The sequence below is a fragment of the Phenylobacterium immobile (ATCC 35973) genome, from assembly GCF_001375595.1.
GTDB lineage: Bacteria > Pseudomonadota > Alphaproteobacteria > Caulobacterales > Caulobacteraceae > Phenylobacterium > Phenylobacterium immobile.
Genome location: NZ_CVJQ01000001.1, coordinates 2,757,318 through 2,782,209 on the forward strand (window position 1 = coordinate 2,757,318; position 24,892 = coordinate 2,782,209).

Annotated in this window: 21 protein-coding genes and 2 pseudogenes; 14 read left to right on the plus strand and 9 right to left on the minus strand. The window is 67.0% G+C overall.

The annotated features are described in order from the left end of the window. The first annotated feature begins 80 nt into the window (after window positions 1-80). Window positions 81-779 (plus strand): pirin family protein, encoded by a 699-nt coding sequence (locus BN1313_RS13485; protein ID WP_091741714.1) that lies wholly within the window; start codon window positions 81-83, stop codon window positions 777-779. On the opposite strand, the gene BN1313_RS13490 is transcribed toward BN1313_RS13485, so the two are convergent. Both BN1313_RS13490 and BN1313_RS13495 read right to left on the minus strand, forming a co-directional pair. After that, on the minus strand, window positions 776-1,021 hold the full coding sequence (locus BN1313_RS13490; RefSeq protein ID WP_091742728.1) for a DUF3297 family protein: 246 nt from the start codon (window positions 1,019-1,021) through the stop codon (window positions 776-778). The two genes, BN1313_RS13485 and BN1313_RS13490, sit on opposite strands and share 4 nt — an antisense overlap. Window positions 1,022-1,130: 109 nt before the next feature. Then, window positions 1,131-1,463 carry a UrcA family protein gene (locus tag BN1313_RS13495; protein WP_091741717.1) on the minus strand — a complete coding sequence of 111 codons (333 nt, stop codon included), beginning with the start codon at window positions 1,461-1,463 and terminating at the stop codon, window positions 1,131-1,133. Window positions 1,464-1,704: 241 nt separating this feature from the next. Here BN1313_RS13495 and BN1313_RS13500 point away from each other — a divergent pair, with 241 nt between their 5' ends. The 3 genes from BN1313_RS13500 to BN1313_RS13510 all read left to right on the plus strand — a co-directional run bounded on the left by BN1313_RS13500 (window position 1,705) and on the right by BN1313_RS13510 (window position 3,004). Further along, window positions 1,705-2,181: a VOC family protein gene (locus BN1313_RS13500; protein ID WP_091741721.1), complete on the plus strand. Its 477-nt coding sequence runs from the start codon at window positions 1,705-1,707 to the stop codon at window positions 2,179-2,181. Between the two features lie 88 nt (window positions 2,182-2,269). Then, window positions 2,270-2,632 carry a GFA family protein gene (locus BN1313_RS13505; RefSeq protein WP_141653147.1) on the plus strand — a complete coding sequence of 121 codons (363 nt, stop codon included), beginning with the start codon at window positions 2,270-2,272 and terminating at the stop codon, window positions 2,630-2,632. Window positions 2,633-2,647: 15 nt separating this feature from the next. Next, complete coding sequence (locus BN1313_RS13510) at window positions 2,648-3,004, plus strand: GIY-YIG nuclease family protein (protein ID WP_091741727.1); 357 nt, start codon at window positions 2,648-2,650, stop codon at window positions 3,002-3,004. 55 nt (window positions 3,005-3,059) lie between these two features. Here the strand turns inward: BN1313_RS13510 and ettA are convergent, their stop codons facing one another. Continuing rightward, the gene (gene ettA / locus BN1313_RS13515; protein ID WP_091741730.1) at window positions 3,060-4,727 is read right to left on the minus strand and encodes an energy-dependent translational throttle protein EttA; all 1,668 of its coding nucleotides are present in this window, start codon (window positions 4,725-4,727) and stop codon (window positions 3,060-3,062) included. A 171-nt stretch (window positions 4,728-4,898) separates the two neighbouring features. On the opposite strand from ettA, the gene BN1313_RS13520 reads away from it, so the two are divergent. Beyond that, window positions 4,899-5,081 carry a CsbD family protein gene (locus BN1313_RS13520; RefSeq protein WP_091741732.1) on the plus strand — a complete coding sequence of 61 codons (183 nt, stop codon included), beginning with the start codon at window positions 4,899-4,901 and terminating at the stop codon, window positions 5,079-5,081. Window positions 5,082-5,102: 21 nt separating this feature from the next. Here the strand turns inward: BN1313_RS13520 and BN1313_RS13525 are convergent, their stop codons facing one another. From BN1313_RS13525 to BN1313_RS13540, 4 genes are all read right to left on the minus strand, one after another. Then, window positions 5,103-6,488 (minus strand): amino acid permease, encoded by a 1,386-nt coding sequence (locus BN1313_RS13525; RefSeq protein WP_091741735.1) that lies wholly within the window; start codon window positions 6,486-6,488, stop codon window positions 5,103-5,105. A gap of 63 nt (window positions 6,489-6,551) precedes the next feature. Beyond that, entirely contained in the window at window positions 6,552-7,877 is a 1,326-nt protein-coding gene (aptA, locus tag BN1313_RS13530; RefSeq protein ID WP_091741738.1) for an omega-aminotransferase AptA, read from the minus strand. A 19-nt stretch (window positions 7,878-7,896) separates the two neighbouring features. Beyond that, window positions 7,897-8,445 carry a cupin domain-containing protein gene (locus tag BN1313_RS13535; RefSeq protein ID WP_091741741.1) on the minus strand — a complete coding sequence of 183 codons (549 nt, stop codon included), beginning with the start codon at window positions 8,443-8,445 and terminating at the stop codon, window positions 7,897-7,899. 3 nt (window positions 8,446-8,448) lie between these two features. Beyond that, window positions 8,449-10,149: an amidohydrolase gene (locus BN1313_RS13540; RefSeq protein WP_091741745.1), complete on the minus strand. Its 1,701-nt coding sequence runs from the start codon at window positions 10,147-10,149 to the stop codon at window positions 8,449-8,451. A 224-nt stretch (window positions 10,150-10,373) separates the two neighbouring features. Between BN1313_RS13540 and BN1313_RS13545 the strand changes: the two genes are divergently transcribed. The 4 genes and pseudogenes from BN1313_RS13545 to pepN all read left to right on the plus strand — a co-directional run bounded on the left by BN1313_RS13545 (window position 10,374) and on the right by pepN (window position 17,612). Beyond that, the gene (locus tag BN1313_RS13545) at window positions 10,374-11,861 is read left to right on the plus strand and encodes a CoA-acylating methylmalonate-semialdehyde dehydrogenase (protein ID WP_091741748.1); all 1,488 of its coding nucleotides are present in this window, start codon (window positions 10,374-10,376) and stop codon (window positions 11,859-11,861) included. Window positions 11,862-11,897: 36 nt separating this feature from the next. Further along, a pseudogene (locus tag BN1313_RS13550) lies at window positions 11,898-13,448 on the plus strand (amidase). A 186-nt stretch (window positions 13,449-13,634) separates the two neighbouring features. Further along, window positions 13,635-14,939 carry a glycosyltransferase gene (locus BN1313_RS13555; RefSeq protein WP_245620199.1) on the plus strand — a complete coding sequence of 435 codons (1,305 nt, stop codon included), beginning with the start codon at window positions 13,635-13,637 and terminating at the stop codon, window positions 14,937-14,939. Between the two features lie 54 nt (window positions 14,940-14,993). After that, on the plus strand, window positions 14,994-17,612 hold the full coding sequence (gene pepN, locus BN1313_RS13560; protein ID WP_091741752.1) for an aminopeptidase N: 2,619 nt from the start codon (window positions 14,994-14,996) through the stop codon (window positions 17,610-17,612). A gap of 4 nt (window positions 17,613-17,616) precedes the next feature. Here the strand turns inward: pepN and BN1313_RS13565 are convergent, their stop codons facing one another. Then, on the minus strand, window positions 17,617-18,021 hold the full coding sequence (locus BN1313_RS13565) for an EF-hand domain-containing protein (protein ID WP_176696024.1): 405 nt from the start codon (window positions 18,019-18,021) through the stop codon (window positions 17,617-17,619). 131 nt (window positions 18,022-18,152) lie between these two features. On the opposite strand from BN1313_RS13565, the gene BN1313_RS13570 reads away from it, so the two are divergent. From BN1313_RS13570 to metH, 4 genes and pseudogenes are all read left to right on the plus strand, one after another. Next, on the plus strand, window positions 18,153-19,106 hold the full coding sequence (locus tag BN1313_RS13570; protein WP_091741758.1) for an ArsR/SmtB family transcription factor: 954 nt from the start codon (window positions 18,153-18,155) through the stop codon (window positions 19,104-19,106). Further along, entirely contained in the window at window positions 19,103-20,038 is a 936-nt protein-coding gene (metF, locus tag BN1313_RS13575) for a methylenetetrahydrofolate reductase [NAD(P)H] (protein ID WP_091741761.1), read from the plus strand. The genes BN1313_RS13570 and metF overlap by 4 nt, the downstream gene beginning before the upstream one ends. After that, entirely contained in the window at window positions 20,035-21,099 is a 1,065-nt protein-coding gene (locus BN1313_RS13580; RefSeq protein ID WP_091741764.1) for a homocysteine S-methyltransferase family protein, read from the plus strand. The genes metF and BN1313_RS13580 overlap by 4 nt, the downstream gene beginning before the upstream one ends. Beyond that, window positions 21,096-23,826, plus strand: a pseudogene (metH, locus tag BN1313_RS13585) (methionine synthase). Before BN1313_RS13580 ends, metH begins: the two are co-directional and overlap by 4 nt. Here metH and BN1313_RS13590 read toward each other — a convergent pair. Then, on the minus strand, window positions 23,753-24,190 hold the full coding sequence (locus tag BN1313_RS13590; RefSeq protein ID WP_091741769.1) for a pyridoxamine 5'-phosphate oxidase family protein: 438 nt from the start codon (window positions 24,188-24,190) through the stop codon (window positions 23,753-23,755). The pseudogene metH and the gene BN1313_RS13590 overlap by 74 nt on opposite strands. 501 nt (window positions 24,191-24,691) lie before the next feature. On the opposite strand from BN1313_RS13590, the gene BN1313_RS16900 reads away from it, so the two are divergent. Next, window positions 24,692-24,808, plus strand: a complete 117-nt coding sequence (locus BN1313_RS16900; protein ID WP_091741795.1) for a hypothetical protein — start codon at window positions 24,692-24,694, stop codon at window positions 24,806-24,808. Window positions 24,809-24,892 lie beyond the last annotated feature (84 nt).

The following is a 24,892-nucleotide window of genomic DNA, read 5'->3' on the forward strand; positions in this document are numbered from 1 at the left end:
CCCGATCTTTATCTCTTCATCGGCGAGATTATGTTGTCCTCAACAGAGGCGCTGGCCGACGCCGGCGCGGAGGATGACCGATGATTGAACGCCGTAACTTCAGCGACCTGGGCGGCGCCGACCATGGCTGGCTCAAGGCCCGCCATCACTTCTCGTTCGCCGACTATCATGACGCCGACCGGATGAGCTGGGGGCCGATCCGCGTCTGGAACGACGACGAGATCGCGCCGAACTCAGGCTTCCCGCCGCACCCTCACGCCGACATGGAAATCATCACCTATGTCCGCGACGGGGCGATCACCCATCAGGACAGCCTGGGCAACAAGGGCCGCACTGAAGCCGGCGACGTTCAGGTGATGAGCGCGGGCTCCGGCATCCGCCATGCCGAATATAACCTTGAGCCCGACGTCACCCGCCTGTTTCAGATTTGGATCATTCCGACCCAGCGCGGCGGCGAGCCGACGTGGGGCGCCCGGCCCTTCCCCAAGGGCGTGCGCGCCGGCCAGTTCGTGGCGCTCGCCAGCGGCGTCGAGGGCGACGACGACGCCCTGCCGATCCGCACAGACGCTCGCGTCCTGGGCGCGACCCTGAAGGCCGGTGAAACCACGGAGTATCCGATCGGCGCGTCCCGCTTCGGCTACCTGGTCCCGGCGGTCGGGCGCATCAGCGTCAACGGGATCGAACTGGGCGCCCGCGACGGGGCCGCCATTCGTGATGAGGCGGTGCTCAAGGTCACGGCGCTCGAAGACGCCGAGATCGTCCTGGTGGACGCGGCCTAGCCTTCGCCCTTGATGTAGGGCTCGACCGATCCGTTGAGCTTCATCGTCAAGGGATTGCCCTTGCGGTCGCGCGCCGCAAGGGCGACGCGGATCCAGCCTTCGCTGACGCAATACTCGTCCACGTTGGTCTTTTCTTCGCCCTTGAAGCGAATGCCGACGCCCTGCTGCAACAGGGCCTCGTCGTAATAGGGGCTGCCGGGGTTAGTCGACAGACGGTCGGGCAAGGCCGGCAGGGCGGGCATGTCTTCGCTCATGGCCGGCGAGGTCGCACGAGCCGCGGTTTCGATCAAGCCCGCAGCAAAAAGCCCGCCTCCCGTTATCGGGGGCGGGCTTTCCGCATCCTGCCATGTCTCAGCGAGCGGCGAGGGTCACCGACCGGGCGGCCTTGGAAGCCAGTTGCTGGTCGCGGGCGAGGCTCGCCTGGTCGGCGATCTCTTCGCGGACGGCGCCTTCGCAGGCTGCCATTTGCGACATGCTGCGGTTGAAGCAGAGCTTACGGACGGCGCCGTCGGCGCGGGTCTTGAGGACCAGCTGGCCGTCGATGCTGTTCAGGTCGATGTCGGAGACGCGGATGCGAGCGGCGGGTTGCTCGGCGGCTGCGGCGTGGGTCGCGACGGCGGCGATCGGCACAAAGGCCAGGGCCAGGGCGGCGACGGTGGCGATGCGGGTGGTCAGCGTGTTCATGGTGTTCAGTCCCTCGTTTGAATGTCTTGGCGGGGCGTGTCCCGCCGCTGAGGAAATGAATACTTCCACGGCTTCTGAAAGTCCCGTGAATAGGTCGTAATGACTTCGATTTAAGAATATTACTCTGCATTCATTACATGCGATTTAGTTTGTTACTTGGCGTTCACTTTTGTGCGCCCCCGCGTCGGAACGCGGGACCGCCGACCGTCCTTGAAGGACGAACGACCCAAAGGAGCTCGCGATGCAGAAGATCCGCACCTGCCTGTGGTTCAACGGAAACGCCCCCGAGGCCATGGCCTTTTACCAGTCGGTATTTCCCGGCCCCGCCGGCAAGCTGACCTACTTCACCACCGACACCGACCATGGCGAGAAGGGCAAGGTGCTCACCGCCGAGTGGGAGATGGCCGGCGTCGAATTCATGGCGATCAACGGCGATATCGATTTCCCCTTCAGCGAGGCGGTCTCGCTGTCTGTGGACTGCGCCGACCAGGCCGAGGTCGACCGGCTGTGGGCGGCCCTGCTGGCTGACGGCGGGACGGAGTCGGTCTGCGGCTGGCTGAAGGACCGGTTCGGGATGTCCTGGCAGGTCGTGCCCCGGCGCCTGCCGGAACTGCTGGCCGACCCCGACCAGGCCAAGGCCGGGCGCGTCCTGCAGGCCATGATGCAGATGGTGAAGATCGACGTCGCCCAGCTGGAAGCGGCCGCAGCGGCCGGCTGATTGTCGAAGGCATGACAGGGGCGGACTGGACAAGTCCGCCCTTCCCGCGCTCTCCTGTCACAAACCAGAAACGCGAATGGGAGAGCGCGTGCCGGAAGTCAGCTGCCACTGCGGTCAGGCGAAGCTCACGGCGCCGCGCCCGCCGGCCGAGGTCGTGGAGTGCAACTGCTCCATCTGCCGAAGGTTGGGCGCACGCTGGGCCCATTACCAGCAGTCCGAGATCACTCTGCCTAAGCCTGGCACGACCCAGCCCTATGTCTGGGGCGACCGGATGCTGGCCTTCCACCGCTGCCGTAGCTGCGGCTGCGTCACCCACTGGCAGTCGCTCAGCGGCGCCCAGCAGCGCATGGCCGTCAACGCCCGCCTGATCGACGGCCTCGACTGGGACCACATCCGCATCCGCCAGTTCGACGGCGCCTCGACGTGGACCTTCCAGGACGACGAGACGTAGGAGCGTTTCCTGCCGGTGGAGCGTAGCTTCTACGTTTACGTCCTCGCCAGCCAGCCGAACGGCACGCTCTACACCCGGGTAACCGGGGACCTTTCGCACCGTGTGTGGACGCATAAGCAGCGCGAGAGTGGCGGATTCACCGCTCAATACGGCGTCACTCAGCTCGTCTGGTACAAAGCGTTTCCAACGGCCGACGGAGCCGTTACGGCGGAGAAGCGCATCAAACGCTGTCGACGCGCTTGGAAGCTACAACTCATCGAGAAGTCGAACCCGCAGGGGCGCGACCTCTATGAGACGTTCAACCAACAACCCCGTCAGCCCGGCCGCAGTGAAGCGGAGAGCCGGGACCCAGGGCCGGTGCACAGCCCATGACCCTGGGTCCCGGATCGACCTTGCAGGCCGTCCGGGATGACGGAATAGGGTAAAGTTAGCGGCCGAACTTCTGGAACTTGATCCGGTGGGGGATCAGACTGTCGACGCCCAGGCGACGCTTCTTGTCTTCCTCGTAGGCCTCGAAGTTGCCTTCGAACCATTCGACGTGGCTGTCGCCCTCGAAGGCCAGGATGTGGGTGGCCAGGCGGTCCAGGAACCAGCGATCGTGGCTGATGACCACGGCGCAGCCGGCGAACTCCTCCAGGGCCTCCTCGAGGTTCTGCAAGGTCTCGATGTCCAGGTCGTTGGTCGGTTCATCGAGCAGGATGACGTTGCCGCCAGTCGTGAGCGTCTTGGCCAGGTGGACGCGGTTGCGCTCACCGCCCGACAGCAGGCCGACCTTCTTCTGCTGGTCGCCGCCGCGGAAGTTGAACGAGCCCACATAGGAGCGCGTGTTGATCTCGCGCTTGCCCACCGCCATCACGTCCAGGCCGCTGGAAATTTCCTGCCAGACCGTCTTGGCGTCATCCAGCGCGTCACGGCTCTGGTCGACATAGGCCAGTTTCACCGTCTCGCCGACCTTGAAGGTCCCGCTGTCGGGCTGCTCCTGGCCGGTGATGATCTTGAACAGGGTCGACTTGCCGGCGCCGTTCGGGCCGATCACGCCGACGATGCCGTTGGGCGGCAGGCGGAACGACAGATTCTCGAACAGCACCTTGTCGCCATAGGACTTCGACAGGTTCTCGGCTTCAAGCACCAGGTTGCCGAGGCGCGGACCCGGCGGGATCTGAATGGTGGCGAAGCTCTGCGACTCGCGGCTGTTCTCCTGGTCGGTGACCATCTGGTCATAGGCCGCCAGGCGGGCCTTGGACTTGGACTGCCGGGCCTTGGCGCCGGAGCGCACCCATTCCAGTTCGCGGGTCATGGCCCGCTGGCGCGCCTCGCTCTCGGACTTCTCCTGCACGATGCGCTTGGTCTTCTGCTCCAGCCAGCCGGAGTAGTTGCCTTCGTAGGGGATGCCCTTGCCGCGATCGAGCTCCAGCGTCCACTTGGTCACCTGGTCCAGGAAGTAGCGATCGTGGGTCACCAGGATAACGCAGCCCGGGAACTCCTCCAGGTGGTGCTGCAGCCAGGCGACGCTCTCGGCGTCGAGGTGGTTGGTGGGTTCGTCGAGCAGCAGCATGTCCGGCTTCGACAGCAGGAGCCGCGCCAGGGCGATCCGGCGCTTCTCGCCGCCCGACAGCTTGTCCACCGGCCAGTCGTTGGGCGGGCAGCGCAGGGCGTCCATCGCCATCTCGATCTTGGAATCGATGTCCCACAGGTCGCCGGCGTCGATCTTTTCCTGGAGAGTGGTCATCTCCTCCATGAGCTCGTCGGTGTAGTTCTCGCCCAGCTCGGCGGCGATCTCGTTGTAGCGGTCGAAGATCTTCTTCTCTTCGCACCAGGAGATCACATTGCCCCAGACGTTCAGCGCTTCGTCGAGGTGCGGCTCCTGCTGCAGATAGCCCATCTTGACGCCGTCAGCAGCCTTGGCCTCGCCGTTGAACTCCTTGTCCACGCCCGCGATGATCTTCAGCAGGGTCGATTTACCCGAGCCGTTCACCCCGACGACGCCGATCTTGGCGTCCGAGTAGAACGACAGCCAGATGTTCTCGAACACCTTCTTGCCGCCGGGGTAGGCCTTGGTCAGGCCCTGCATCTGAAAGATATATTGCTGCGCCATGGGGCGTGAGCTCGCTCGCGATCGAGGAAAATGGGGGTCGCGCAGGCAGATAGCCCCCGCCCGGCCACTTCGCAACGGCGCGCCTATGTCGCGGGAACGATCCTCCCCGCTCAGCGCTTCCAAGAGCGATGGACCCGCCGGGTCCTAAGTCACTGACGAAGGAGAACTTCGATGCACAAGGACGAGATCAAGGGCGCCGCCAAGGACGCCGCGGGCTCCATCAAGGAAGCCGCCGGCAAGGCCACCGGCAATGAGCGTCTCGAAGCTGAAGGCGTGGCGGATCGCGCGTCGGGCAAGCTTCAAAAGGGCGTCGGCTCCATCAAGGACGCCGCCCGCGAAGCCCTGAAGAAGTAAGACGACAGGCCGCGGCGGTCGTCAGGCCGCCGCGCCTTTCTTCCCTTTCCGGAAGACGAAGAAGCAGCCTGCTACCAGGGCGGCCAGCAGTCCGCTCACCCAGAATTGGCTGGCCAGGCTCGGCGTCAGCGTCATCGCCGCCAAGACCCCCACGATCGCCGCGACTGTCACGTAGCTGAGCCAGGGGAACAGCCACACTTTGAACTGCAGCCGGCCCGGATCGGTCCGCTCGAATTCGCGCCTGAGCCGGATCTGCGCCAGCGCCGACAGCAGGTAGATCACCAGCATGGTCGCGCCTGAAGCATTCACCAGGAAGGCGAAGACTCCGTCCGGCGAGATCACCGCCGCCAGGATCGCCAGCCAACCGAAGCTCGACGCAATCAGGATCGAGCGCGCCGGCACCTTTCGCCTGTTGACCGCCACCGCCCACTGCGGCGCGTCGCCCCGGCTGGCCAGGGTGAACAGAATTCGCGACGCCACATAGAGCCCTGAGTTCAGGCACGAGAGCACCGCCGTCAGCACGATGACATTGGTGATGGCGCCGGCCGCCGGCACATTGATCCGCTCCATGGCGAGCACGAAGGGCGATTGGCCCGGCGTGATCTCGTTCCACGGCACGATGGCCAGGATCAGGAACAGCGCGCCCACATAGAACAGGATGATCCGAAGGATCACCGAGCTGGTCAGCTTGGCGATGGTTTGGGCCGGCTCCGGCGACTCCGCTGCGGCGATGGTCGATATCTCCGCGCCGCACAGCGAGAAGATCACCGTGGTCACGCCGGCCAGCACCGAAGCCGGTCCCATGGGCGCAAAACCGCCATGAGCGACGAGGTTGGAGATGTCTGGCCCGCGCCCCGAGGTCAGGCCCAGCACATAGGCGCCGGCGACAACGATGAAGGCGACGATCGCGCCCACCTTCAGCGAGGCGAACCAGAACTCCGTCTCGCCATAGGTCCGCGTCGAGGTGAGGTTCGAGCCCGTCAGCACCGCCAGAAGCGCCCAGCCGACCAGCCAGAGCGGCAGGTCGATCCAGTGCTGGATCAGGGTCGCCCCGGCGATGGCCTCGATCGCTACGACCACGACCCAGAAATACCAGTAGAGCCAGCCGGAGGTGAAACCCGCCCAGTTCCCCAGGCCCACACGGGCGAATTCGGTGAAGGCGGTGATCCCCGGCAGCGCCAGGGCCATCTCGCCCAGCATCCGCATGACCATCAGGACGATCAACCCGGCCAGGGCGTAGCTGACCAGGATCGCCGGCCCCACCGCATGGATCGAGGCGCTGGACCCGACGAACAGCCCCGCCCCGATGATGCCGCCGATGGAAATCATGGCCACGTGCCGCGACAACAGGGTCCGGCCCAGCGGCGAGTCCACCGCCTCTTCAGGCTCGAGCGCGGGAATTTTCATTGGAAGTCTCCTCAAGCTCGACCTTGGAGCCAGACAGCCCACCGGGAAAGCCGCGCTTCGGCCTCAGGCGGTGCGCTCCAGCACATCGGCGATCTTGTCGACCATCTCGTCGATCTGGGAGTCCGAGACAATCAGCGGCGGCGAAAGCGCGATAATGTCGCCCGTAACCCGGATCAGCAGGCCTTCATCAAAACAGGCATGGAACACCTCGGTCGCCCGCGCGCCGGGCGCGTCCACCCGTGGCTTAAGCTCGATACCCGCAACCAGCCCCAGGTTGCGCACGTCGATGACGTTCGGCGCTTCCGCCAGGCGATGCACCGCGGCCTGCCAGTAGGGCTCCAGGGCCGCGGCCCGTTCGAACAGCTGCTCCTCAGCGTAGACGTCGAGCGTCGCCAGCGCCGCGGCCACCGCTAGCGGATGGCCGGAATAGGTGTTGCCGTGGAAGAACTCGATGCCCGCCGGCGCGCCGTTCACGATGCGGTCGTAGATGAACTCCTGCGCCAGCACCGCGCCCATCGGCACGGCGGCGTTGGTGATGCCCTTGGCCAGCGTCATCAGGTCCGGCGTCACGCCCAGCCGCTGCGCCGCCGAGGCCGCGCCCAGGCGGCCGAAGCCTGAGATGACCTCGTCGAAGATCAACAGGATGCCGTGCTTGGCCGTGATCTCGCGCAGACGCTCCAGATAGCCCACGGGCGGAACCAGCACGCCGGTGGAGCCGGCCAGCGGCTCGACGATCACGGCGGCGATGGTCTCGGCCCCATGCAGGGCGACCAGGGCCTCCAGCTCATCGGCGAGATGCGCGCCCCAGGCGGGCTGGCCTTGGGTGAAGGCCGTCTCGGCCATGTTCAGGGTGTGGGTCAGGTGGTCGACGCCGGGCAGGGTCACGAAGGCGCGGCGGTTGTTGACCAGGCCGCCCACCGAAATCCCGCCGAACCCCACCCCATGGTAGCCGCGCTGGCGGCCGATCAGGCGGGTGCGCGTCCCTTCGCCGTTCGCCCGGTGATAGGCCAGCGCCATCTTCAGGGCCGTATCCACCGCTTCCGAACCGGAGTTGACGAAGAACACCCGCGTCAGCTCGGCCGGGAAGACTTGGGTCAGGCGCGACGCCAGCTCGAAGGCGCGCGGGTGGCCGAGGTTGAAGGTCGGCGCGAAATCGAGGTTCGCCGCCTCCGCCTGGATCGCCGCCACGATCGGCGCCCGGCAGTGGCCGGCGTTCGAGCACCAGAGTCCTGCCGTGCCGTCCAGCACCGCCCGGCCTTCCGGCGTGAAATAGTGCATGTCCTTGGCGCGCGAGAACAGCCGCGGCTCAGCCTTGAAGGCGCGGTTCGCGGTGAACGGCATCCAGAAGGCGTCGAGGTCGTTCGGCAGCGTCGGGGTCACGGCGTTCATCGAAAGGTCCGTTCAAGAACTAGAAGGTGGGGGGCGTGCAGGCGGTGATCAGCACGCAAGGCGCCTCAGCGATGTTGCGGAACCGGTGCGGCACCTCGCTGCGGAACAGGTAGGCGTCGCCCGGGCCCAGCAGGCGCTTCTCCTCGCCTACCGTCACCTCCAGCTGGCCGGAGATGACGACGCCGCCCTCCTCGCCCTCGTGGGAGAGGCGCACCCGGCCGCTGTCGGCGCCCGGCTGGTAGGTTTCGCACAGGATCTGCAGCAGCGAGCGCGACAGGTCGTGGCCCACCTGGCGATAGCTTACCGCGCCTTGCGCGATCGGCAGCAGTTCGTCGGCGCGGAAGAAGATCTGGTCGTGCTGCGGCGCCTCGAAGCTGAAGAACTCCGCCAGCGACATGCCCATGGCGTCGACCAGCCGCTTCAGCGAGCCGACCGAGGGGCTCACCTTGCCCCCCTCGATCAGCGACACCGAACTCGACGGCACCCCGGCCCGCTTGGCCAGCGCCCGCTGGCTGAGGCCGAAGTGCAGGCGAACGGCCCTCAGCCTCGATTTGACATCGTCTGACACCCGTCAGGCCGCGTAAACCACCCGGCCGCCGGTTACGGTCTGGACGATCTGGATGTCCTTGACCTTGTCGGGGTCGACCGTGTGCGGGTCGTCAGCCAGGACCACGAAGTCGGCGAGCTTGCCGGTGGTGATCGAGCCTTTGATCCCCTCTTCGTGGCTGTTGTAGGCGCTGTTCAGGGTGTGGACCTTGATGGCCTCATCCATGGTGATGCGCTGGGCCGGACCCCAGACCTCGTTGTTCCAGCCCCTGCGGGTCACCATGCCCTGCAACGCCATCAGGGGCGCACACGGGCCGGGGCCAAAGTCCGACCCCGCCGCCACATGGATGCCGGCGTCGATCATCGTCCTGTAGGCCATCATGTGGTTCATCATGTCCTGGCCGTAGAAGTGGAACTTGTCGCCGTTGTAGTAGGCGTAGGTGGTGAAGAGCGCCGGCACGGCGTTGATCGCCTTCATGCGGGCGATCAGGTCGTCGTTGATCAGGCTGCAGTGGGTGATCTTTGGTCGCGCGTCGGCGACGGGGAAGGCTTTCAGCGCCCGCTCATAGGCTGTCAGCGTCATGTCGATCGCGACGTCGCCATTGGCGTGGCAGTTCATTTGGATGCCGGCGCGGTGCACCTTCAGGCACCAGGCGTCCAGGGTCGCTTGAGTCTCGGTGACGTTACCCTTGTAAGGCGGCGTAACCCCCGGGTAAGGCGTCGAGAGCGCCATGGTCCGCTCAGAGAACGAGTCGTCCACCGTGTGCTCTGACGTTGCGCCCAGGCGGATCCATTCGTCGCCGAAACCGGTGCGCAGGCCCTGGGCGATCATGGCGTCGAGGAACTGGTCGGTCGCCTCATAGGAGACGCGGTGCAGCAGGTCGCCGTTCTCGCGCACCTGTTGCAGCGTGAAGAAGTCACCGGATGAGTGGTGCACGCCCGTCAGGCCATATTTCACGAACTGCTTGGACATGAAGGCCGCCGCGTCGCGCTCGCGCGTCTCGGTCTCGGCCGGGGTGTAGGTCACCATCTTGCCGACGCCGTTGAAGACATCGCGCGCCTTGTCCGTGACCCGGCCGTTCAGCTCGCCGCTGGAATCCTTGTCGAAGGTCCCGCCGAACCGGGTGGTCGCCTTGGTGACGCCGGCCATCTCCAGGGCCTTGGTGTTGTAGTAGGACGTGTGACCGCCGCGGTGGGTGACGATCACCGGATGGGTCGTCGAGACCTTGTCCAGATCGTGCCGATTGAGCTCGCGGCCGTCCTTCACCTTCACGTCGTCGTAGAAATAACCCTGGACCCAATAGTCCGGCGGCGTCTGGGCGGCGCGGGTCCGCAGCTTGCCGATAATCACGTCGATGGTGGTGAACTCCACCTCGAAGGGGTTCTGGATCACCACGTCATAGAGGATGCGCCCGCCGCGCGGGTGGTTGTGGGTGTCGATGAAGCCCGGGACGATGGTCATCCCCTTGGCGTCGTAAATCTGCGTCTTCTTGCCGGCCAGGCCGCGGATCTCGTCGCTGGCGCCCACGGCGTAGAACCGGCCCTGCTTGACCGCAAAGGCCTGGGCCCGCGGCTGGCTCTCGTCGACCGTGAAGACCTTGGCGTTCACGACGATCAGGTCGATGTCGTCCGGACCGGCGGCGAAAGCCGAGCCGGCGAAGGCGGCGCCCGCGGCGCCAAGACCCGCGGCCTTGATGAAGCCCCGGCGGTGTTGTCCCTGCATCATCGTGGCGCGCCTTGCTAGAGATTTGAGACCGGCATGGTCGGCCAAGCAGCGGGCGCGGCAAGTCTATTATTTTGCGTCCGCCCCGCCGTTGAATTCAAACGCAAAGCCGCGCGCATGATCAAGATAATGATCGTTTGTCGCGCCGGCGCATCACCACCCCGGCCACGGCGGTTGACGGCCCCCCCGCCGGATCGTGCAGATAGGCGCCAGAAGGACCCTCCTTAATGCGCATGATCGACCACTTCATGGACGGCCGCTCCCTCCATCTCGACGGGCGGCTGGGTGATGTCTTCGACCCCAACCTGGGACGCGTCCAGGCTCAGGTCGGGCTGGGCGACGCAGCCCTGGTCGATCGCATGGCAGCCAACGCCAAGGCCGCCCAGCCCGCGTGGGCCGCCCTCAATCCCCAGCGCCGCGCGCGGGTGATGTTCGAGTTCAAGCGACTGATCGAGGCGAACATGCAGTCCTTGGCCGAACTTCTGGCCAGCGAGCACGGCAAGGTGGTCGCCGACGCCAAGGGCGACATCCAGCGCGGCCTGGAGGTCGTCGAGTTCGTCTGCGGGATCCCCCACCTGCTGAAGGGCGGCTACACCCAGGGCGCGGGGACCGACATCGACGTTTACGACATCCACCAGCCGCTGGGCGTCACGGCTGGGATCACGCCCTTCAACTTCCCGGCGATGATCCCGCTCTGGATGGCGGCGCCGGCCATCGCGACGGGCAACGCCTTCATCCTCAAGCCCTCAGAGCGCGACCCCTCCGTGTCGGTCCGTCTGGCGGAGTTGGCCATGGAGGCCGGCCTGCCGGCGGGAATTTTCAACGTCCTGCACGGCGACAAGACCGTGGTCGACGCCCTGGTCGAGCACCCCGACGTCAAGGCGATCAGCTTCGTGGGCTCGTCTGATATCGCGCAAGCCGTCTACGCCCGCGGCGCGTCCGCCGGTAAGCGCATGCAATGCATGGGCGGCGCCAAGAACCATGGGATCGTCATGCCCGACGCCGACCTCGACCGCGTCGTCGCCGACGTCATGGGCGCAGCCTTCGGCTCGGCCGGCGAACGCTGCATGGCCATGCCGGTGATCGCCCCCGTCGGCGAGCGCACCGCCGAGCGCCTGCGTCAGAAGCTGATCCCGGCGATCGCCTCCTTGCGTGTCGGCGTCTCCACCGACCCCGACGCCGACTACGGCCCCGTGGTCAGCGCCCAGCACAAGGCGCGCATCGAAGGCTACATCCAGATGGGCGTCGACGAGGGCGCCGAGTTGGTCATCGACGGCCGCGGCTTCAGCCTGCAGGGCCATGAGGAAGGCTACTTCCTGGCGCCCACCCTATTCGACCATGTCACGCCCGCCATGAAGACCTATCAGGACGAGATCTTCGGCCCAGTCCTGCAGATGGTCCGGGCCGACAGTCTCGACGCGGCGATCAAGCTGGCGTCAGACCATCCCTATGGCAACGGCGTGGCCATCTTCACCCGCGACGGGGCTGCGGCCCGCGCCTTCGTCGATCAGGTCGAGGTTGGCATGGTCGGCATCAATGTGCCGATCCCGGTGCCGGTCGCCTACCATAGCTTCGGCGGCTGGAAGCGCTCGGCCTTCGGCGACCTCAACCAGTACGGCATGGACTCGATCCGCTTCTTCACGCGGACCAAGACCGTGACCCAGCGCTGGTCTGAGACGGCCGCCGGTCGTAACTTCTCGATCCCGACACTGTAGCTCGACAATCGGGCGGCGCGGGCGCCTGATGGCGCCATGCGCACCGCCCTCTTCGCCGCCGCTTTCGTCGTCCTTTCGGCGCCCGCCCTCGCCCAGCCCGCGCCAGGGCCGGTGGAGGCCAAGGTCCGGGCCGACCTGGACCGGATCGCCGCCCTCGACCGGGCAGGGCCGAGGCTGAACAGCGTGCTGTCGATCGACCCGAACGCTGCGCTGGCCGCCCGCGCCATCGACCGGCGCCGCAGCTTTGCGCCCGAACCCCTGCGCGGCTTCACCCTGCTGCTCAAGGACAGCATCGAGACCGCGGAACTGCCGACCACCGCCGGTTCGCTGGCGCTGAAGGACAACCGCACCGGCCGCACGGCGCCGGCCGTGCGCGGGCTGATCAACGCCGGCGCAGTGGTCCTGGGGAAGGCGAACCTTTCCGAATGGTCGAACTTTCGCTCCAGCAACTCGATCAGCGGGTGGAGCGCCATCGGCGGGCTCACCCGCAATCCCTACGCCCTCGACCGCACGCCCTGCGGGTCCAGCTCCGGCTCCGCCGTGGCGGTGGCCGCTGGCCTAGTCACCGCCGCCATCGGCGCGGAGACCGACGGCTCGATCACCTGTCCCGCCTCGATGAACGGCGTGGTCTGACTGAAGCCCACCGTGGGCCTGGTCTCGCGCACCCACGTCATCCCGATCTCACCCGAGCAGGACACCCTGGGCCCCATCGCCCGCACCGTGGCCGACGCCGCCGTCATTCTGACAGCGCTGGCGGGAAGCGACCAGGACGATCCGGCGACGGCCGAGGCGGATCGGCGCAAGAGCGACTACGCCCGGCTGCGCCCTGACGCCCTGAAAGGCGCGCGTCTGGGCGTGTGGCGGATCAACAAGGGCCGCTCGGCGGGGACGGACGCCGTCTTCGAGACGGCGCTGGCGACCCTGAAGGCGCAAGGCGCGATCCTGGTTGAGCTTACCGGGCCGGAGCGTCCCCAGCTTGTGGCGATCGGCACGGACGAGGAAGCCGCCCTGAAGGTCGAATTTCGCGCCGCCTTGAACGCCTATCTGGCGAACGCCGCGCCGGCGGTCCGCATCCGCAGCCTGGCCGACCTGATCGCCTTCAACGCCGCGACGCCGCGGGAGACGACCCTCTTCGGCCAGGACATTCTGGAAGGCGCCCTGAAGGCGGCCGCCCTCAATGATCCGACCTATCGGGCCCAGCGCAATCGCGCCCGGGCCGACGCGCGGGCCCTGCTGGATGCGCTGCTGGCGCAATCGGGGGGGATGGACGCGGTGATCGCACCCACCAATGGTCCGGCCGGCGTGATCGACCCGGTCAACGGCGAGGTCTGGCTGGGCTCGGTCTCCACCTTGCCGGCGGTCTCGGGCTATCCGCACCTCACCGTGCCCATGGGCGCGGTCAGCGGCCTGCCGGTCGGCCTGTCGTTCATAGGGCCGGCGTGGTCAGAGGCGCGTCTACTCGGCCTCGGAAACGGCTTCGAGCAGGCCTCACGCGCCCGGTTTGAGCCGACGTTCCCGGCCGCCGCCATGATGGCGACGACGGCCGCGGCCTACGATCGCGCGCGCGCCATGCAACTCGATCCGTAGTCGGCGGTTTTCCAGGGCTGTCAGTTCGGGGATCTCCATTGTCGACGCGCACCAGGGATATCTTGACCAAGCTCCGTGATCAGCGGCATCAAAAGCAGATCGCAATAGTGAAGCTGGCGGACACGCTTGGACAGCGGAGGAACCGGGCCACTGAGCAGGCTGTGGACCAATGGCGGCGGAGGCATCGTGTCTAGCGCCCGTTCCCGCCGTGATCGTACGAGCCGCGGCGGCCTTTTCCTGGCCGCGTCGGAGGCTGGGCTGGATCGACCGGTCCGGCGGACCTGGCGCGTCGCCGCCGATTTCGACAACCTGATCCGGCTGGAGCCCGCGGCGAAACGCTCTGAAGGCGGCTTCCATCTCGTCGACACCACCATGATGTACGCGCCGAAGTCCGGCGGCGTGAAACGCTACCTGAACGCCAAGCGCGCCTGGTTGCAGGCCCGCCGGCCGGAAGTGCGCCACACCTTGGTGGTGCCAGGCGCGCGCACGCGCAGCGAGGGCCGCGGGCTGGTCACGGTCGCCGCCGCCCGCCTGCCGTTCGGCGACGGCTACCGCCTCCCGGCCAGCCTGACCAAGTGGGAGACGGTGATCCGCCTGCTGCAGCCCGACGTGATCGAGGCCGGCGACGTGTTCGTGCCCGGCCACGCAGCGCTTGAGGCCGGCCAGGCGCTGGGCGCGCCGGTCGTCGGGTTCTGCCACACCGACGCCGCGGCGCTCGCGGCTTTGCATCTGGGCGAATGGGCTGAGGCCCCGGCTTTCAACTTCTGGGCCCAGACCTTCCAGCGCTTCGATCACGTGATCGCGCCCAGCCGGCACATGGCCCAGCGCCTGTCGGACGCCGGCATCTCGCGGGTCACGGTCAATGCGCTGGGCACGGACACCCAGCTGTTTGATCCCGTCCATGCCGACCGCGCGGGACTTCTGCGTCGTCTCGACCTGCCCGATAAGACAAGGCTGATGGTCTTCGCGGGTCGCCCCGCGCGCGAGAAGAACGTCGAGGCGATGATCACGGCGGTAGAGCGCTTGGGCGACCCCTACCACCTGCTGCTGATCGGCGCGGGCAAGGATGCGCGCTACGCGCCGAACCTGACCTGCCTCGACTATGAGCGCGACCCGCATGCCTTGGCCGCCACCCTGGCCAGCTGCGACGCCTTCTTGCACGCCAACGAGCACGAGATCTTCGGCCTGGTCTTGCTGGAGGCCATGGCCGCCGGCCTACCGGTCGTCGGCCCTCGCCAGGGCGGCGTCGGCGAACTGGTGGACGGTGAGGTCGGCCGCTTGGCCCAATCCTCCGACCCCTACCATTTGGCCGAGGCGATCGAGGCCCTGTTCGCGGCCGACCGCGACGCCCTGGCCCGCGCCGCGCGCCAGCGCGCCGTCGAGCGGCACTCCTGGGACGCGGTGTTCGAACGCCTGACCAGCATTTACGCCGGCCTTGCCCAGGGGCGGTCGGGCGGGGTGGTCGGCGAACCTCTGGCGCTCAGCGCCTAAAAGCCGCCGCGCTTAGGTCTTGGCGAGGCTCGCTTGGGCGACCAAGATAGGGCCATGCGCACAGACGTCCCCCAGCCGATCCGCCTCTCAGACTACGCCCCTCCGGCTTTCCTGATCGACGAAGTTCACCTGACCTTCCTCCTCGCGCCTAACGCGACCCGCGTGAAGGCCACGCTGTCGGTTCGCCGCAACGGCGATCATGGCGACCCCCTGAAGTTCAACGGCGAGCGCCTGACTTTTATTTCCGCCGCCATTGATGGCCAGACCCTGGGCGCCGACGCCTACGTGGTCGACGATGAGTGGCTGACGATCGCCAACGCGCCCGACGCCTTCACCCTGGAGACCGAGGTCGAGATCGACCCCGAGGGCAACAAGGCGCTCGAAGGCCTCTACATGTCCGGCGGCCGCTTCTGCACTCAGTGCGAGGCCGAAGGCTTCCGCAAGATCACCTACTGGCCCGACCGGCCCGACGTGCTGTCGCGCTACACGGTCCGCATCGAGGCGGACAGGGCCTTCCACCACCTGTTGTCCAACGGCAATCTGATGGAATCGGGCGAGCTCGCTGGTGGCCGCCACTATGCGGTTTGGAACGACCCCTTCCCCAAGCCATGCTACCTCTTCGCCCTCGTCGCCGGCGAGCTCGACGTGCTGGAGGACAGCCTTGTCACCATGAGCGGCCGCACGGTCGCTCTGAAGATCTATGTCGATCCCGGCATGGCCGACCGCGCCGCCTACGCCATGGACTCGCTGAAGCGCGCGATGAAGTGGGACGAGGAGGTGTTCAGCGCCGAATACGACCTCGACCTCTTCATGATCGTCGCGGTGCGCGACTTCAACTTCGGGGCGATGGAGAACAAGGGGTTGAACATCTTCAACTCCTCCCTCCTGTTGGCGGACCCGGCGACCGCCACGGACGCCGACTATGAGCGTATCGAAAGCGTCGTCGCCCACGAGTATTTCCACAATTGGACCGGCGACCGCATCACCTGCCGCGACTGGTTCCAGCTGTGCCTCAAGGAGGGCCTAACCGTCTTCCGTGACCAGAGCTTCTCTGCCGATATGCGCGGCGAGGCGGTCCAGCGGATCAAGGACGTGAAGGCTTTGCGCGCCCGGCAATTCGCCGAGGACCAGGGCCCGCTCGCCCATCCCGTGCGGCCGTCGAGCTATCTGAAGATCGACAATTTCTACACAGCGACCATTTACGAGAAGGGCGCGGAGGTCATCCGCATGCTGAAGACCCTCCTAGGCGCCGAGACCTTCCGTGCGGGCATGGAGCTCTATTTCGAGCGTTGGGACGGCCACGCGACGACGGTCGAGGAGTTCATCCGCTGCTTCGCCGACGCCTCAGCTCAGGATCTCTCCGCCTTCTTCGCCTGGTACGAACAAGCCGGCACGCCGACGGTGACGCTCGACAGCCATTATAATGGAACCGCTAAGACCCTGACCCTTGACCTGACCCAATCGACCCCGGCCACGCCAGGTCAGCCGAACAAGAAGCCCCTGCCCGTCCCGGTCACCGTCGGCCTCCTGGACCAGGATGGCCGCACCCTGGCGTTCGCCCGCGATGGCCAGGCGGCCGACGAGACCGTCGTCGTCCTCGACCAGGCGAAGACGCGGGTGACCCTGACCGGCGTCGACCGGCCGCCGGTGATCTCCGCGCTGCGCCGCTTCTCGGCGCCCGTGATGCTGAAGACCGACGCCGAGCCTAAGGACCTTTACGTCCTGCTCGCCGGCGATCCGGATCTCTTCAACCGCTGGGAGGCTGGCCAGACCCTGGCGCGCGCCCTGATCCTCAGCCGCGCCGCCGGCCATCCCGACGATGTCGGCGAAGAGCGCTACGCCGAGGCGATCGGCCGGGGTCTCGACGACCAGGCCGCCGAGCCCGCCTTCAAGGCCCTGATGCTGGCCGCGCCCTCAGAGGGCGACCTCGCGTTGGCCACCCCAGCGGCTGACCCCAAGGCCATACGGGCCGCCCGCGAGGCGCTTCGCCAGCGCCTGGCGCTTCACCTGGGCGACAACCTCAAGCGGTTGCACCTGGGTCTGCAGGAGCTGGGCGACTTCTCCGCCGACGCCCAGGCCGCAGGCCGCCGCGCGTTGCGCAACGCTTGCCTGGACCTGCTCGCCGCCAACCCCTCCAGCGAGGTCGCCGAACTGGCGCTCGGCCACTACCGCGCGGCAGGCAACATGACCGACTCCATGGGTGGCCTCTCGGCCCTCATGCAGATCGGCGGCCAGCCCTTCGAGGACGCGCTGGATGACTTCTACGCCCGCTGGAAAGACGAGCCGCTGGTGGTCGACAAGTGGTTCGCCATCCAGGCCCGCGATCCGTCGGAAGGCGCGTTGGGGCGTGTCTTGGGGCTGACCGCCCATCCCGCCTTCGACCTGAAAATCCCCAATCGCATGCGGGCGCTGATCTCGACCTTCGCCAATTTCAACCCCGCCCGCTTCCACGATGAAACCGGCGCGGGCTATCGCTTCCTGGCCGACCAGATCCTGGCGGTGGACGGATTCAATCCCATGACCGCGGCCAGGCTGGTCGACGCGCTGGGCAGCTGGCGGCGCTATAGGCCAGCGCTCGGCGACCTGATGCGAGCCGAACTCCAGCGCGTCCACGATACGCCCGGCATCTCCAAGAACGTCTTCGAGCTGGCGAGCCGGGCGCTGGCGAACTAGGCCCCTAGCGCGGGCCGCCCGGCCCGCGCATGCCCATCCGGACACTCTCGATCTCGTCACGCGATAGCGCGCCGTCGTCGTCGGTGTCGGCGCGGCCGAACATGGCGGCGGCGGCGGCATCGGCTTCGGCGCGGATGACGAAGCCGTCCTTGTCAGCGTCAAGCGCGGCGAAGGCCGCGTCCGCGCCTTGCGGCGCGCGATCCAGCATCATCTGCAGCTCGGCCTTGGAGAGCTTGCCGTCGCTGTCGACGTCCATGCGCTTGAACATGCGGTCGCCGCGGGAGGCCTGGAATTCCTGAAGGGTGATCTTGCCGTCGCCGTTGGCGTCGAGGCCTGGACCGCGTTGCTGAGCCTCGGCGGCGCCGGCCGCGGCGAGAAGCGCGAGCGCGCCGAGAATGATGGGTTTCATGCGAATATCCTGGAAGTCTGTCCCTGACACCCTGCATGCACGCGCGTCATGTCTGCCAAATGGCGCCAAGGTTTCAGCTCCGCCACATGGCGTCTCTTGACATAAAGGCATAAGGATTTCTTTATGTCCCTATGTCCCTCGCCTCAAAACAGGTCGTCGATGCTCTGCGCGCCGCGGGTGAGCCGACGCGCCTGCGAATCCTGGCGCTCCTGGCTCGTGAGGAACTGGCGGTCCTCGAACTCTGCCGCGTCCTCGATCAGAGCCAGCCGCGGGTGTCTCGGCATCTGAAGCTCCTGGCGGAAGCCGGGCTGGTCGAACGTTTTCCTGATGGAGCCTGGGTATTTTACCGGCTGGTCAGCATGGGGCAAGCCGCCGAACTGATCAGCGAGGTGCTTAGCCGGCTGGATGCGTCCGATGCTGTCCTCAGCCGCGATTCCGATCGATTGACCGCGGTCCGCGCGGAACGGGCCACCGAGGCCGGGGAGTATTTCGCCCGCAACGCCGCGCGTTGGGACGAGATCCGCTCGCTCTACGTCTCCGAGGCTGACGTCGAGGCCAAGATCCTCGACGCCGCGGGGCCCGGCCCGTTCCGCCGGCTGGTCGACCTGGGCTCGGGCACAGGGCGCATGCTGACCTTGCTTGGGCCGCGTTCGGAGACGGCGCTGGGGCTCGACCTGTCGCAGCAGATGCTTAATGTCGCGCGTAGCCATGTGGCCGATGCCGGTCTGGCGCGCTGCGAGCTGCGCCACGGCGACATCTTCGGCACGCGCCTGCCCGACGCCAGCGCCGACCTGGTGGTGATCCACCAGGTGCTGCATTACCTGTCCGACCCGGCCGCCGCCGTAGGCGAGGCCGCCCGCGTCGTGGCGCCCGGCGGACGGTTGATCATCGTCGACTTCGCGCCCCACCGGCTTGAGTTCCTGCGCGAACAGCACAACCACCGCCGCCTTGGTTTCACCGAGCTGGAAATGACCCGCTGGCTGGCCGACGCCGGCCTCGCGACCACCGCCGCCCAGGCCCTGCCGTCCGCCGACGGCCAGGGCCTGACGGTGAAGATCTGGACCGCCGAAAGGAGCGCGGCATGAGTACGCCGCTTGCGTTCGATTCATCCGCCAACTCCGCCTTGGGGCCCGTCGCCCGCGCAGGCGTTGGCGGGACACCACGCCCGAACGTCTCCTTCGAGTTCTCTCCGCCGAAGACGCCTGAGGCCGAGGAGGACCTTTGGGCGGCGATCGGCAAGCTGGCGCCGCTGAATCCATCCTTCGTCTCGGTGACCTATGGCGCCGGAGGGTCCACCCGCGACCGCACGCACCGCACGGTGCTGCGGATGCTGACGGATACCGACCTCAGACCCGCCGCGCACCTGACCTGCGTCGAGGCCTCCCGGGCTGAGGTCGATGAGGTGGTCCATGACTACTGGGACGCAGGCGTGCGCCACATCGTGGCTCTGCGCGGCGATCCGCCCGGCAAGATCGGCGGGGTCTATGAGCCCAGGGCCGACGGCTATCGCAACGCGACCGAGCTGACGGCCGGGATCAAGGCCATCGCCCCCTTCGAGGTGAGCGTCGGCTTCTATCCGCACATCCACCCGGAAAGTCCGTCCCTGGACCACGACATTGACGTGCTGAAGGCCAAGATCGACGCAGGCGCGACCCGGGCGATCACCCAGTTCTTCTTCGATCTCGACGGCTTCCTGCGGACCATGGACAAGGTCCGGGCGGCCGGGGTCACCATCCCGATCCTGCCGGGCATCATGCCGGTGACCAACTATCGCGGCCTGCAGAAGATGGCCGGGCCGATCGGCATTCCCTTGCCGCAATGGCTGGAGAACCTGTTCGTCGGCCTGGAGAAGGACGCCGAAACCCGGCGGCTGATCTCGGCGTCCCTGGCCACCGAGCTCTGCGCCCGGCTGGCCGAGGAAGGCTTCGAAGACTTCCACTTCTACACGCTCAACCGCGCCGAGCTGGTCTATGCGATCTGCCGCGTGCTGGGCGTTCGCGAGGAGACGCACGCATGACCCGAGCTGAACGCATCGCGGCCCTGAAGGCGGCCGCCAAGGAACGCCTCCTGATCCTCGACGGCTCCTGGGGGGTGATGATCCAGAAGCGCGGCCTGGTCGAAGCCGACTATCGCGGCGAGGTCTACAAGGACATCCGCGGAGAACTGCGCGGCGACAACGACGTCCTGTGCGTGACGCGGCCGGACATTATCAGCGACCTGCACGACGCCTATTTCGCCGCCGGCGCCGACATCAGCGAGACCAACACCTTCTCCGCCACCACCATCGGCCAGGCCGAGTACGGCATGGAGGCGGCGGTGCGCGAGATCAACCTGGCCGGCGCACGGCTGGCGAGGGAATCCGCCGACCGCTGGACCGCGAAAGAGCCGCACAAGCCGCGGTTCGCCGCCGGCTCGATCGGCCCCCTGCCGGTGATGCTGTCGATGAGCTCGGACGTGAACGATCCGGGCGCCCGCAAGGTGACCTTCGACCAGGTCTATGAGGCCTACAAGGAGCAGATCCGCGCCCTGCACGACGGCGGGGTCGACCTGTTCCTGATCGAGACGATCACCGACACGCTCAACTGCAAGGCCTGCATCAAGGCGATCCTCGACCTCGTCGACGACGGCTATGAGGAGCTGCCGATCTGGATTTCGGGCACCATCACCGATCGCTCGGGCCGGACGCTGTCGGGCCAGACGGTCGAGGCCTTCTGGAACTCGGTGCGCCACGCCAAGCCCTTCGCCATCGGCCTGAACTGCGCGTTGGGCGCCGACCTGATGCGGCCGCACATCGCCGAGCTGGCGCGGATCGCCGACACCCTGGTCAGCGCCTATCCCAACGCCGGCCTGCCCAACGCCATGGGCGAGTATGACGAGACGCCGGACCAGACGAGCCACGAGCTGCATGAGTGGGCGCAAAGCGGCCTGGTCAATATCCTGGGCGGCTGCTGCGGCACGACGCCGGACCACATCCGCCACGTGGCCGACGAGGTGCGGGGCATGACGCCGCGCGCGATCCCCGAGCGGCCGACCGCCATGCGCCTGGCCGGCCTCGAGCCCTTCGAGATCGCGCAGTGAGGAGCACCGCCGTCTTCATCAATGTCGGTGAGCGGACCAACGTCACCGGCTCAGCGAAATTCCGGAAGCTGATCGAGGACGCTCGCTATCCGGAGGCTCTGTCGGTCGCCCGCCAGCAGGTGGAGGCGGGCGCCCAGGTCATCGACGTCAATATGGATGCGGGCCTGCTGGATTCGGAGGCCGCCATGCGGACCTTCCTGAACCTGGTCGCCGCCGAGCCGGACATCGCCCGCGTGCCGGTGATGATCGACAGCTCCAAGTGGGAGGTGATCGAAGCGGGGCTGAAGTGCGTCCAGGGCAAGTCGATCGTCAACTCGATCTCCATGAAGGAGGGCGAGGCGAAGTTCATCGAACAAGCCAAGGCCTGCCTGCGCTACGGCGCGGCCGTCGTGGTCATGGCCTTCGACGAGGTCGGCCAGGCCGACACGCAGGCCCGCAAGGTCGAGATTTGCACGCGGGCCTACAAGATCCTGACCGAGCAGGTCGGCTTCCCCGCCGAAGACATCATCTTTGACCCCAACATCTTCGCCGTGGCGACGGGGATCGAGGAGCACGACAACTACGCCGTCGACTTCATCGAGGCGACGCGGACGATCAAACAGACCCTGCCGGGCGCGCGAGTGTCGGGCGGGGTTTCGAACGTTTCGTTCAGCTTCCGCGGCAATGAGCCCGTCCGCCGGGCGATCCACTCGGTGTTCCTCTACCATGCGATCGCCGCAGGAATGGACATGGGCATCGTCAACGCCGGCGACCTGCCGGTCTATGACGACATCGCGCCTGAACTGCGTGAGGCCGTTGAGGACGTGATCCTGAACCGGCCGCAGCGGCGAGCCGACAAGACCAACACCGAATGGCTGGTGGACATCGCGCCGACCTATAAGGGCGGCCCCTCTGAGGCCAAGGGACCGGATCTCGCCTGGCGCGACCTGCCGGTGGCCAAGCGGCTGGAGCACGCCCTGGTCAAGGGCGTCACCGACTTTATCGAGGTCGATACCGAAGAGGCCCGGCTGGCGGCCGCGCGGCCGTTGCACGTCATCGAAGGCCCGCTGATGGACGGGATGAACGTGGTCGGCGACCTGTTCGGCTCGGGCAAGATGTTCCTGCCGCAGGTGGTGAAGTCAGCCCGGGTCATGAAGCAGGCGGTGGCCTGGCTGATGCCGTTCATGGAGGCCGAGAAGGAAGGCCAGCCGCGCTCCAGCGCCGGCAAGATCCTGATGGCCACCGTGAAGGGCGACGTCCACGACATCGGCAAGAACATCGTGGGCGTGGTCCTGCAGTGTAACAACTACGAGGTCTTCGACCTGGGGGTCATGGTCCCAGCCGACCGGATCCTGGACGAGGCGATCAAGGTGAACGCCGACATCGTCGGTCTTTCCGGTCTGATCACGCCCAGTCTGGACGAGATGGCCTTCGTCGCCGCCGAAATGGAACGACGGGGCTTCAAGGTCCCCTTGCTGATCGGCGGGGCGACAACCTCGAAGACCCACACGGCGGAGAAAATCGCGCCACGCTATCAGGGGGGCTCGACCACCTATGTACTCGACGCCAGCCGCGCGGTGGGGGTGGTGTCGCAGCTGCTGTCGCCGACCGACAAGGCGAAGTTCGAGGCGGACACGGCGGCTGAGTATGCGCGGGTGCGCGAGCAGTTCGCGCGCGGCCAGGGAAATCGCGAGCGGCTGAGCCTGGAGACGGCGCGGGCCAACGCCTTCGCCATCGACTGGTCGGTCTATGAGGCCCCGAAGCCGAGCTTCCTGGGGACCCGGGCCTTCGTCGCCTATGACCTGGCCGAGCTGGTCGCCCACATCGACTGGAGCCCGTTCTTCGCCAGCTGGGAGCTGGTGGGCCGGTTCCCCGACATCCTGAGCGACGACGTCGTTGGCGAGGCGGCGACCAGCCTCTACGCCGACGCCCAGGCCATGCTGCAGCGGATCGTGGGCGAGAATTGGTTCGAGGCGCGCGGCGTCGTAGGCTTCTGGCCGGCCAACGCCGATGGCGACGACATCGTGGTCTACGCCGACGAGAGCCGGTCGCAGGAGATCGGCCGTCTGCACACCCTGCGCCAGCAGATGCCCAAGACCGGCGACGACCGCGGCAATGTCGCGCTCGCCGACTTCGTGGCGCCGGAAGGCGTGAGCCCCGACTACATCGGCGGCTTCGCGGTGACCGCCGGGCTGGGCGAACTGGACGTGGCCAAGCGCTTCAAGGACGCCGGCGACGACTATTCGGCGATCCTGGCGACATCCCTGGCCGACCGCCTGGCCGAGGCCTTCGCCGAGGCCATGCACCGCAAGGTGCGCACCGAGCTCTGGGGCTATGCGCCCGATGAGGTCTTCGACATCAACGCCCTGATCGCCGAGACCTATCGCGGCATCCGGCCGGCGCCCGGCTATCCGTCGCAGCCCGACCACACCGAGAAGGCGACGCTGTTCCGCCTGCTGGACGCGGAAGCCGCCACCAGCATGCAGCTGACCGAGAGCTTCGCGATGAACCCGCCGGCCTCGGTCAGCGGGCTCTACTTCGCCCACCCTGAGGCGCACTATTTCGGAGTGGGGCGCATCGAGAAGGACCAGGTGGCCGACTACGCCAGGCGCAAGGGCTGGGACCTGAGCGAGGCGGAACGCTGGCTGGCGCCGATCCTGAACTACGAGCCGCGCTAGAGCGAGATCCGGCGCGGCTTGCCCTCGGCGTCCATGCCCAGCATGCCGGCGAGCGCGTCGAGGTCGATGACGACGGCGACGCCCTTTTTCTCGGCGTCGGCCTTGCGTTCAGGTTCGGGCGCCTGGTCGTAGACCTTGTCGCGGTCAGCGCCAGTGACGATGTGGGCCTTGCCTTCGAACTGCAGGAACACCCGTTGGGCTGGACTGCGGTACATCAAGGCGACCTGCGGGTTGACCTTGATCGCCTCCATGGTCGCGCCTTCGGCGTTACGGGCCCAGAAGCCGAGTTGGTGCTCGGAGAACACCTGGACGGAGCCGCGGAAGGACAGGCGCGGCTTGCCGGTGGCGTCGGCGGTGGCCAGCAACAGCGGATTGCCCGCGGCGCCCGCGCCATTGACGTGCTCGATGATTTCGTCGGTCAGTTCTACGGCCACGGGGTTGCTCCTGGAGAGTCCGCTCTCGGCCTAACAAATATCGTGAGTCCCCAGGAGGCGACAGGCCACGCCGGCGCGGCCGCACGGCTGCTCCGCGGCGCGCCTGGGGCGCACACGGTTGATCGACAATCTGGCGGTGTAGCGGCGGTTCAGCTTGGGTCCTGACTTTCGTCGGTGATGAGCGGAAACCTAGGACGGCGTCGGTCTTCGCTCAGGGAAGTCCAGGCTCAGGTGTTCGGGGAGGCCGAACTTCCGGCGCAGCAGGCCGGCCCATTCGGCCACGGAGCGCTGCTTAAAGCTGTCTGTGATGGCGAATTCTTCGAGGGCGAGTTCGAGGGCGGCCTCGAAGCCCTCGGCATCCTCGCCTTCGCATTCCGAGGGGCGGACGACATGAGAACAAATATCGAACAGAGAGCGCTATGGGTCAAGCGCCTCGCTATCAGCGCCCATGGGGTCCAAGGATAGGCCAGAGGCGCGGGCGGCGCGCTCACAGGAGCCGACATGGCCAAGGGTCAGAAGAAGTCCAACAAGGAAGTCCGCAAGCCCAAGGCCGAAAAGCCCAAGACAGAAGTGGTGAAGGTGTCCTCCGTCCTGCATCCTGAGCACAAGAAGCGGTAGCCGGACGGCGCCAGGACGATGGCGCGGGCCGGATGAGAGCCTTTTCGCCGATCAGCGGCGCCGCTTTTGCGGCGGGGATCGGAG

Bases quoted from the DNA above. Each gene is read 5' to 3' on its own strand.
- BN1313_RS13485 (WP_091741714.1), top strand. From the start codon at position 81: ATGATTGAACGCCGTAACTTCAGCGACCTGGGCGGCGCCGACCATGGC.
- BN1313_RS13490 (WP_091742728.1), bottom strand. From the start codon at position 1,021: ATGCCCGCCCTGCCGGCCTTGCCCGACCGTCTGTCGACTAACCCCGGC.
- BN1313_RS13495 (WP_091741717.1), bottom strand. From the start codon at position 1,463: ATGAACACGCTGACCACCCGCATCGCCACCGTCGCCGCCCTGGCCCTG.
- BN1313_RS13500 (WP_091741721.1), top strand. From the start codon at position 1,705: ATGCAGAAGATCCGCACCTGCCTGTGGTTCAACGGAAACGCCCCCGAG.
- ettA (WP_091741730.1), bottom strand. From the start codon at position 4,727: ATGGCGCAGCAATATATCTTTCAGATGCAGGGCCTGACCAAGGCCTAC.
- BN1313_RS13520 (WP_091741732.1), top strand. From the start codon at position 4,899: ATGCACAAGGACGAGATCAAGGGCGCCGCCAAGGACGCCGCGGGCTCC.
- BN1313_RS13525 (WP_091741735.1), bottom strand. From the start codon at position 6,488: ATGAAAATTCCCGCGCTCGAGCCTGAAGAGGCGGTGGACTCGCCGCTG.
- aptA (WP_091741738.1), bottom strand. From the start codon at position 7,877: ATGAACGCCGTGACCCCGACGCTGCCGAACGACCTCGACGCCTTCTGG.
- BN1313_RS13540 (WP_091741745.1), bottom strand. From the start codon at position 10,149: ATGATGCAGGGACAACACCGCCGGGGCTTCATCAAGGCCGCGGGTCTT.
- BN1313_RS13545 (WP_091741748.1), top strand. From the start codon at position 10,374: ATGCGCATGATCGACCACTTCATGGACGGCCGCTCCCTCCATCTCGAC.
- pepN (WP_091741752.1), top strand. From the start codon at position 14,994: ATGCGCACAGACGTCCCCCAGCCGATCCGCCTCTCAGACTACGCCCCT.
- BN1313_RS13565 (WP_176696024.1), bottom strand. From the start codon at position 18,021: ATGAAACCCATCATTCTCGGCGCGCTCGCGCTTCTCGCCGCGGCCGGC.
- BN1313_RS13570 (WP_091741758.1), top strand. From the start codon at position 18,153: ATGTCCCTCGCCTCAAAACAGGTCGTCGATGCTCTGCGCGCCGCGGGT.
- metF (WP_091741761.1), top strand. From the start codon at position 19,103: ATGAGTACGCCGCTTGCGTTCGATTCATCCGCCAACTCCGCCTTGGGG.
- BN1313_RS13580 (WP_091741764.1), top strand. From the start codon at position 20,035: ATGACCCGAGCTGAACGCATCGCGGCCCTGAAGGCGGCCGCCAAGGAA.
- BN1313_RS16900 (WP_091741795.1), top strand. From the start codon at position 24,692: ATGGCCAAGGGTCAGAAGAAGTCCAACAAGGAAGTCCGCAAGCCCAAG.